Consider the following 8,751-nt stretch of genomic DNA (forward strand, 5'->3'; position numbering starts at 1 on the left):
ATCATGGGTTGATAATACTATAAATGACAAATAATGCTCTCAAAAACCCTTTATAGCGATAGGTGCAAATTCCTATGTCGGAGCTTGGGAGAATTGCTGCTGTTGACACAACCTCCTTGATTCATGTATGTTAGTGGACTACATTCTATCAATTTGTAAAGGAGTGACCTGTGAAAAAAATTGCCGTCTTTACGAGCGGGGGCGATGCCCCGGGGATGAATTCTGCCATAAGGGCAGTAGTGCGCACTGGTATACATTATGGCTTTGAGGTCATAGGTATCATGCGCGGCTACCAGGGAATGATGGCAGGGGAATATAAAAAAATGGAGCTTCGCATCGTGTCGAATCTCCTGAAACATGGAGGTACAATCTTAAAAACCTCCCGCAGCAAGGAATTTATGACCGATGCGGGTAAGCAGAAGGCCGCTGATTTTCTTCACAGCCAAGAAATTGACGGCATCGTTGCCATAGGGGGAAATGGTACACTGACAGGTTTACTGGAATTTCGTAAATTCTATAAAGGCAAAATTATAGCCCTGCCCGGCACAATAGATAACGACCTCTACGGCACTGACAATACAATCGGCTTCCACACAGCCGTCCAGACTGCACTTGACGTTATAGATAAAATTAAGGACACGGCAGCCTCTCACGAGAGGGTCTTTATTGTGGAAGTAATGGGCGCTCACTCGGGGTTTGTTGCTGTCCATGTAGGCATATGCGGTGGTGCCGAAGAGATACTCATCCCTGAGGTAAACACAAGCCTGCTCAGCACAGTAACCCATCTTATCAGCGGCTGGCGCAAGGGCAAGACCAGCAGCCTTATAGTCGTTGCCGAGGGATGTGCTGAGGGCGGTGCATATCAGGTACTTGAGAAAACCAAACAACTGGACTTATCTGTAGAGATAGGCTCTGACGGACTGGACTGCCGCGCAGTGGTTATCGGGCACATCCAGCGTGGTGGAACCCCTGTCTATTTTGACAGACTATTGGCAAGCAAACTAGGTCTGTTTGCCGTTGAGAAACTCATCGAAGGCGCTGACAATGTCATGGTTGGTGAAATTGACAACAAGTGCGTGCTGACCCCGATAGAGGATGCCGTATACAAGAAAAAGGCCGTTGATCCGTTCTTGCTGAAGGCGGCAGAGATACTGTCTATATAACCAGATAAGCCGACTTCTAAATGAGGTCGGCTTATTAGTAAGTCTCCTTATAGATGGGCTCTTATGACCGAAACCTGACGTGAAATCGCGCTGAACCCGCAAAGTAATCAGACGACTTAATAAAGGTAGAAGGGACGCTATGACCGGCAATCTGCTTGACCGGAGTAACGTTGTATGCCAACATTAACGCCACCTTATTTGCTGTCTTTGTCTGCTCAACCTTTGACTTTAGGGCAGTGAGCAAGACCTCCTTGTCTTTCAAGCGTTTATCATTAGGAGAATTTACAGAGTTCTGCGTGGATACGATGTAAACAGGACGACCACCAACATTTGACTTTTTTATAAAGGCGCGTTGTGACCCCGGCAGCATACGCTTCATAATGGCGGCATTCTTATAATCGAGAAAGGCAATTTTATCAAGCCTGTCCGGTAAAGTCTTCAAGTCGGATATATCGACATACTGTGTTTTTGTGCCGTCTTTGAGTATGTAATCGATCTTAACTTTTGCAACACCGCTGCTTACGATACCTATATCCTTTGCGCTCTTATAAGACAGGTCAATATCCCTTGACTTTGTAAAAGGCCCGCGGTCAGTGATTTTGACTTTAGTGGATTTGCCGTTTCTGAGATTCGTAACCCTGAGATTCGTACCGAAAGGGAGTGTTTTGTGCGCTGCCTGAGCTGAGTTCATGTCATAGACAACGCCTGAAGATGTCCTCCTGCCATGATACTCTTTGCCGTACCACGAGGCGGCGGCATATTTTTTAGATAGAGAATTTTTTGCTACAGTTTTTTTGGCCTCTGATGGAACGGCATATAAACCAACGGCAAGAACCACCACTGATGATACCACGATTAACATAAAACTGCGATTGAATAAAGAAGTGCTTTGTTTCATAAAAATACCTCCGGCGTTTACGTTTTTACTCCTATGCTGTGCATTTGCAGGAGCTTTGCTAAAAACATCTGGCAATAATGCGGCGCGCAGCCTGGTAAATCAACAACAATTTCCGTAATGATAAAGCGGCCTTCAATTAAGATTTAATGCCGCGATTATGACAGAGCAATACAGGATTTACCCACCAGTTAATCCTACTCTAAATCTACAACTCAACACCAGTTATCTTATGACAGCTTCTTAACTGCTTACTAAAACTACTGGTCTACCTGCTGTCCACCAATACACTTGCTGGCTGCTGATAGCGACACTATAGATTTTTAAGTCTGCCCCAACCGGTTTCATATTACATTATAGAAACAACCATTGTCAAGTGCTTTTTGTCCTTATGCCACTTTTTTTATATTAATTTTTTTTATTAACTTATCAATATTTTTTGTGGTAATATAAATCACCTATGTTAAGATGGTCATATATTTTAGGGGTGTGTAGGCATGTATAAGCGATGGATGATAAATTAAGGGTATTTTGTACGGTTGCAGAGCTGAAGAGTTTCTCGAAGGCATCTGAGGTAATACACCTCACACAGCCGGCTGTCAGCTCTCAGATACAGGTATTAGAGGAGTTTTACAATACAAAACTCTTCGAGCGCACGACAAGCAGTGTCATTCTGACGCCTTCGGGGGAAATCCTCTACGATTTCGCAAAAAGGATACTGTCTTTATACACTGATGCCGAGAAGACTATCTGTAAACTGACAGGGCTGGTAAAAGGCTCAATTAAAATTGGCGCCACGTCCTTGATTGGGCATTACATGCTTACGGTGATGCTGGCTGATTTCAGGAAAATAAGTCCAAAGTTGAAAATATCCCTGCGTCTTGGAAACTCAAAAAGAATAATAGAGATGATGAACACTGCAGCAATAGACATAGGTTTTGTCGAAGGCGAGATAAAAGCTCATAAGATAACCGCAGGGAAGCTCTACACTGACGAATTGTTACTTATCGTACCGGCGTCACATCCATTGGCTAAGTTTGAGGATATTTCGATAGAAAAGGCGCTGAAAGAACCCTTCATCGTCAGAGATGACCTCTCAAGTTCAGGGAAATTAATAGAGGAGTTTTTTTGCAAATGCAAGATAAATATGCAGCATCTGAAAATCTTTATGGTTTCTGAGAGCATCGAGGCGATAAAAAGTGCCGTGCTTGAGGGCTTAGGCGTTGCTTTTTTGTCTAAGCTATCGGTAAAAAAGGAAATCCTCGAGGGGAAGCTCATGGCCCTGAGAATAAAAAAGAACAGAATCACTCAGGATATTTCAGTAGTCTACAGCAATAAAAATAACTCATCTTACATGGTTGAGGAGTTCCTCTCATTTGCAAGGAGTTATAAGTATGATGAGGTATTTGCTGATTGACAAAGTAACACTGGCAGCCCGGAGAAGTTGATTATTTTCAGGCATTGTGTTATATTTAGCAGTACTGCAAAAATAAGGAGGTGTTGACATGACAATAGGGCAGACTCCCGCTGGTGTTTCTCTAAATCCTGCCGCTGAGAACTCAAATACAAATGTGAATACCAGGCCGACGAAAGATACCCCTGCTGTATCTGAACCTGAAAAGACAGATTCTGAGGCATATACGTTAGAAATAACTAATACCAGGCCGTCCGCCACAAATACTAATGCTACAACGACAATAAAAAATGAGAATGAGGCATTGGCCTCAGCTCTGCTGACTAAAAATAGTATCCTGCAAAACCCTGCTAATGCCGCAGGGACGCTTGCATTCAATATCTCAAGAATTGCAAGCCTTATGAAGGGGTTGACCGAGCCTGTTACGGCCTAGTCTAACCGTGTATATGTATTTTGGAAGAGACAAATAACAAAATAAATTCAGACTGGACGCAAAGCCTGAAGAAGAGAATACTGTTTGGGCTTTTAGGGTTTCTTGGCGTTTATTTTGTGCTGCTAACAGTTATCGTTGTCATTTTAGTAAAGAATACCTTTTACGAAGACACAAAGGCTAACATTCAGGAGTTAAGCTACTCAATTGAGTCAAGCCTGAAGCATTTGATGCTGACAAGGTCTCCTTATCTCAAACATGCAATTGAGCAAATCGTAAGGAACAAGAATAACGTTTCATCCATTATGATTTTAAACAACAAGGGTGTGGCTGCATATTCAACCGACCAGGGCGTCATTGGTAAAGTAGTTTATGACAAAGACAAAAATGCCTTTTGCCTCAACTGCCACAGGACCAAAGGCAGCCGTCCAACCCATTTCACTGCACAGGTGAAAAACAACAACGGTGTGGATGTCCTCAGAAATGTCTCCGTTATTTCTAATGAACCACAGTGTTACAGTTGCCACGGCACAGCAAAAATAAACGGCAAGCTCATCGTTGACCGCACACTTGAGCGCTCCACAGCGCTGATTACAAAAATGGTAGCGCTTATAATCGGCTCAGGGCTGTTTTGTCTGTTGCTGCTTATCCCGCTTCTTTCCATGAAAATTAACAGATATATAAAAGAAATAATCAGTCAAAGCGAAGAGGTCAACCTCCTCTATGCGATGGTCGATAAGCTCAGCAAAACTATTAACATCGAAGAACTTAAAACAATAGTTGTGGATATTTTCAGCGATTGTCTGAAGGCCGATGAGGTATCCATCGTCATGCCAAAGAGGAGCGGTAAGTACAGCGTATTTACCAAACCTATGGCAGGAGATGGGATTGTCCGAAGGAAAATCGAGGCCGATGACCCGCTTATCAGCATGATTAACCTATGGATAGAGGGGAAGTTAAACAGTTTTATCTTATCACATGATAAAAAGGACATCTGCTTAAACATTGCAAAGTCCGGTGAACCGCTGGCACTGATTAATGCAAAAAAAACAATCTCTCCATTTATAATAAAAAAGGTTGAACTGCTGCGTGCACTGTCTGGTCATATTGCCATTGCATTTGAAAATTCACACCTCTATGCGATGGCCATAACGGACGAGCTTACGCGTTTATATACAAAGCGGCATTTCAGCTACACTGTAGAGAAAGAACTGGCAAGCGCGGACAAATCGGGCAAAGGCATCACCCTTATGATGATAGACCTGGATGATTTTAAGCGTATAAATGACACCTATGGACACATCGTTGGGGACTTCGTGCTTGAATCAGCGGCCCAGCGCATAAAGGACTCCATTCGTGATAACGATGTAGCCTTCAGGTATGGTGGGGAGGAGTTCGCGGTTATCCTGCCAGATACCGATGTATTGCGCGGGTATATTGTAGCCGAGAGGATAAGAAAAAACATTGAAGGCTCGGTGTTCGAACAAAACGCCCTGTCCATAAAAATGACCGTCAGCGTGGGGCTTGCCGATTATCAAAAGGACGAGGACGTATCATCTCAGGAGCTGCTTGCAAAGGCCGACAGCGCCCTCTATGAAGCCAAATGGAATGGCAAAAATACTGTCGTTATCAGAGACGAAAAGCATGGAGTCTGATTTTGTCATTACAGGCAATGTTGTAGATGTAATAAACTCTGCCATATACGCCGCTGAAATTGAGGTCTCTAAAGGAAAAATCACCGCTATAACAAAAAACAACAGACTTTACAGCGTATTTATAATCCCAGGCCTGATAGATTCCCATGTCCATGTGGAAAGTTCTATGCTTATACCCTCAGGGTTTGCCCGTATAGCTGTGACTCATGGCACTGTGGCCACAGTAAGCGACCCACATGAGATTGCCAATGTACTTGGGGCTGCTGGCATTGACTATATGATAGAAAACGGCAAATCAGTACCATTTAAATTCTTCTTCGGGGCTTCTTCATGTGTCCCTGCAACCGGATTTGAGACTGCCGGAGGCACAATCGATACCGCTGAGTGTGACGCCATATTACAGCGGGATGAGATAAAATACCTGAGTGAGATGATGAACTACCCCGGCGTTATTAACGGTGACCCTGATATTATGGCTAAAATCCGGGCTGCTCAGAAATACGGCAAGCCTGTTGATGGTCACGCCCCGGGTCTCAGAGGCGCTCAATGCGAAAAATATGTAAAAACGGGGATTACCACAGACCACGAATGCCTCTCGCTTGACGAGGCGTTAGAGAAAATCTCCTACGGCATGAAAATCCTGATAAGAGAGGGGTCAGCGGCAAGAAACTTCGATACCCTGTCGCCGCTTATCAAAGACCACTGGCACGACGTTATGTTTTGCTCTGACGACATCCACCCCGATGCCCTCGCCAAGGGCCATATTAATCTCATGGTCAAACGAGCACTGAGGGCCGGGCACAGTATAATGAAGGTACTGCGGTGCGCGTGTGTTAATCCCGTGCTGCACTACGGTCTGGATGCCGGGCTGCTGCGTGCCGGGGATGCGGCAGACTTCGCCGTAATTGACGGCTTTGAGAGTTTCAATATCCTCAAGACATATATTGACGGTCAGCTCATTGCCGAAAACAGGGCATCTCTGATTCCTCGCGTACCATGCAGGATTGTGAATAAATTTACTGCCGCACCAAAAAGCCCCGGGGATTTCTTTGTCCCAAACTCCGGCGGCACGTTAAACGTAATAGGGGCGGCTGATGGAAATTTGATTACTGAAAAGCTGCATGGACGGGCCATGATTTCAAATGGAAATATGGTATCCAACCCTGATGATGACATACTAAAAATTGCAGTTGTCAACCGTTATGAAAGACATGCGCCGCCCGCCATTGGGTTTATCCATAATTTTGGGCTGAGAGACGGCGCTATTGCCTCAAGCATTTCACACGATTCGCACAACGTAGTGGCAGTTGGTGTTACGGATGACGACATCTGCGAGGCGGTGAATCTGATTATAGAACACGGGGGAGGGATTTGCGCCGTAACAAAAGATATAAAAAAGATACTGCCTTTACCGGTTGCGGGATTAATGACTACAGATGACGGCTATGAGGTTGCCCAGCGTTATGCAGAGCTAAACCAATTGGCAGCAACACTTGGGTCATCACTAAGCGCCCCGTTTATGACGCTGTCATTTATGGCCCTGCTGGTCATCCCCCACCTTAAGCTCAGTGACAGGGGGCTGTTTGATTCAGACACGTTTCAGTTTACAAGTTCATTTGCAAAGTAGGGATATGCCTCATATTGATGCAATCTTTTCTCTGGCAAAAGGGAACAGGCTCGTGTCATAATAGTTCATATGGAGAGAATTAAGAAAAATGTCAAGATAGTCCGTTTGGGTGAGGAGCCTTCTGATTGCCAGTATTGGCTCAGCAGGCCGGTCAGTGAACGGCTTGAGGCTGTCGAGATACTCCGCAGGCAGTACCACGGCGATGATATACAAGGACTTCAGAGAGTTTGTCGAGTTATTAATCGACAAAAAGGTTGAATACCTGATCGTTGGCGGCTATGCCGTAGCATTCCATGGCCACCCGCGTTATACGGGTGACCTGGATATTTGGATAAGAATCTCTGAAGAAAATGCAGCTAAGATACTGCATGTATTGGACGATTTTGGATTTTCCTCACTTGGATTAAGACCTGAAGATTTTTTAACCCCAGGAAATATTATTCAATTAGGGTACCCGCCTGTACGAATTGACATCCTGACGACAGTGGATGGTGTGGAATTCACTGATTGCTATTCGAGGCGCTTAACTGTCACACACAGCGGCTTGGAGTTGACAGTCATTGGGTTAGAATGCCTAAAGACCAATAAACGTGCTGCAGGACGCCCTGGGGATTTGGCTGACCTGGCTAAACTTGATGGTTAATACTGACTGCACAATAAGAATGTAACATGATGTCAGCCTCTTGCATAACTTACTTTCTGGAGCCATTCTTTGCTGGTTAGTAGAGATGCGCCTGCCGTCTTCATATCATTAAGCGCTTTATCGGAATCACCCTGTTTGACATCTATCGGTCTGATTAAGTCGATGAGAACACTTACTTTGAACCCGCAACGCAGAGCATCTATAACTGTTTCACGAACAGTGTAATCTGTAGCAATACCTGTTGCCGCTACCTCGATGATGCCTATTTGCTGCAATTTCTTATCAAGATTAGTATTTCCAAAGGCTGAGTAACTCATCGTGTCCTTATCTGAATCCTTATCAATCACGAGGGCAGACACAGGAATGTTAAGTCCATCTGCGAACTCCGCACCGGACGTACCTTGTACGCAATGTGTGGGCCAAGTCCCACTCTGAGAAATAAACGAGCAGTGGTCAGATGGATGCCAGTCACGCGTGAACACGCAAACGATATCGTGTTCAACGCACCATGAGATTGCCTCATTCAGCGGTTGAATTAAACTGTGGGTGTCTCTTGCAGACAAAACACCGCCTTCACAGAAATCTCGTTGAACATCGATGATGAGAAGCGCTTGTTTCATCACCGTTGTTTCGCTTTTCTGTACCGCCAGTAACTCGCATCTATCACTTTCAATAGTACCACACCGTCACCGAATCTCCTGATCAAGTGGTTTCCTTACTTTGTGCGTCAGTCATATAAATTCACGCGAATCTGAGCTTATTGAGGTTAACTCCAATACACAGTAAAGGGTTTATTGCACAAAAAAGTATACTACATTTCTGTCATCATTTACAATGAGGTAAGCTGAAAAAAGTGGACACCAAAAAAGAGTAAAATAAGAAACTCACATGGAGGTGTCAAATGGAAAGGGTTCCTAACGGGAA

At 44.5% G+C, this 8,751-nt stretch carries 8 protein-coding genes; 6 read left to right on the plus strand and 2 right to left on the minus strand.

From position 1 onward, the window contains the following. The first annotated feature begins 170 nt into the window (after positions 1-170). On the plus strand, positions 171-1,163 hold the full coding sequence (locus ASN18_RS13760) for an ATP-dependent 6-phosphofructokinase (RefSeq protein ID WP_085053361.1): 993 nt from the start codon (positions 171-173) through the stop codon (positions 1,161-1,163). Between the two features lie 61 nt (positions 1,164-1,224). On the opposite strand, the gene ASN18_RS13765 is transcribed toward ASN18_RS13760, so the two are convergent. Further along, positions 1,225-2,061: a septal ring lytic transglycosylase RlpA family protein gene (locus tag ASN18_RS13765; RefSeq protein ID WP_085053362.1), complete on the minus strand. Its 837-nt coding sequence runs from the start codon at positions 2,059-2,061 to the stop codon at positions 1,225-1,227. 505 nt (positions 2,062-2,566) lie between these two features. Between ASN18_RS13765 and ASN18_RS13770 the strand changes: the two genes are divergently transcribed. The 5 genes from ASN18_RS13770 (at position 2,567) to ASN18_RS13790 (ending at position 7,827) form a co-directional block, all read left to right on the plus strand. Beyond that, the gene (locus ASN18_RS13770; protein WP_085053363.1) at positions 2,567-3,475 is read left to right on the plus strand and encodes a LysR family transcriptional regulator; all 909 of its coding nucleotides are present in this window, start codon (positions 2,567-2,569) and stop codon (positions 3,473-3,475) included. Positions 3,476-3,563: 88 nt separating this feature from the next. Continuing rightward, the gene (locus ASN18_RS13775) at positions 3,564-3,905 is read left to right on the plus strand and encodes a hypothetical protein (RefSeq protein WP_085053364.1); all 342 of its coding nucleotides are present in this window, start codon (positions 3,564-3,566) and stop codon (positions 3,903-3,905) included. A 20-nt stretch (positions 3,906-3,925) separates the two neighbouring features. Next, the gene (locus tag ASN18_RS13780) at positions 3,926-5,557 is read left to right on the plus strand and encodes a GGDEF domain-containing protein (protein ID WP_085053365.1); all 1,632 of its coding nucleotides are present in this window, start codon (positions 3,926-3,928) and stop codon (positions 5,555-5,557) included. Then, the gene (ade, locus tag ASN18_RS13785) at positions 5,511-7,184 is read left to right on the plus strand and encodes an adenine deaminase (RefSeq protein ID WP_236861762.1); all 1,674 of its coding nucleotides are present in this window, start codon (positions 5,511-5,513) and stop codon (positions 7,182-7,184) included. The genes ASN18_RS13780 and ade overlap by 47 nt, the downstream gene beginning before the upstream one ends. Positions 7,185-7,338: 154 nt before the next feature. Continuing rightward, positions 7,339-7,827, plus strand: coding sequence for a hypothetical protein (locus ASN18_RS13790; RefSeq protein WP_236861763.1), 489 nt, complete (start codon positions 7,339-7,341; stop codon positions 7,825-7,827). A gap of 32 nt (positions 7,828-7,859) precedes the next feature. Here the strand turns inward: ASN18_RS13790 and ASN18_RS13795 are convergent, their stop codons facing one another. Next, complete coding sequence (locus ASN18_RS13795; RefSeq protein ID WP_085053367.1) at positions 7,860-8,447, minus strand: isochorismatase family protein; 588 nt, start codon at positions 8,445-8,447, stop codon at positions 7,860-7,862. Positions 8,448-8,751: the final 304 nt, after the last annotated feature.

This window comes from Candidatus Magnetominusculus xianensis (assembly GCA_001541255.1).
In the GTDB taxonomy this organism is placed as follows: domain Bacteria; phylum Nitrospirota; class Thermodesulfovibrionia; order Thermodesulfovibrionales; family Magnetobacteriaceae; genus Magnetominusculus; species Magnetominusculus xianensis.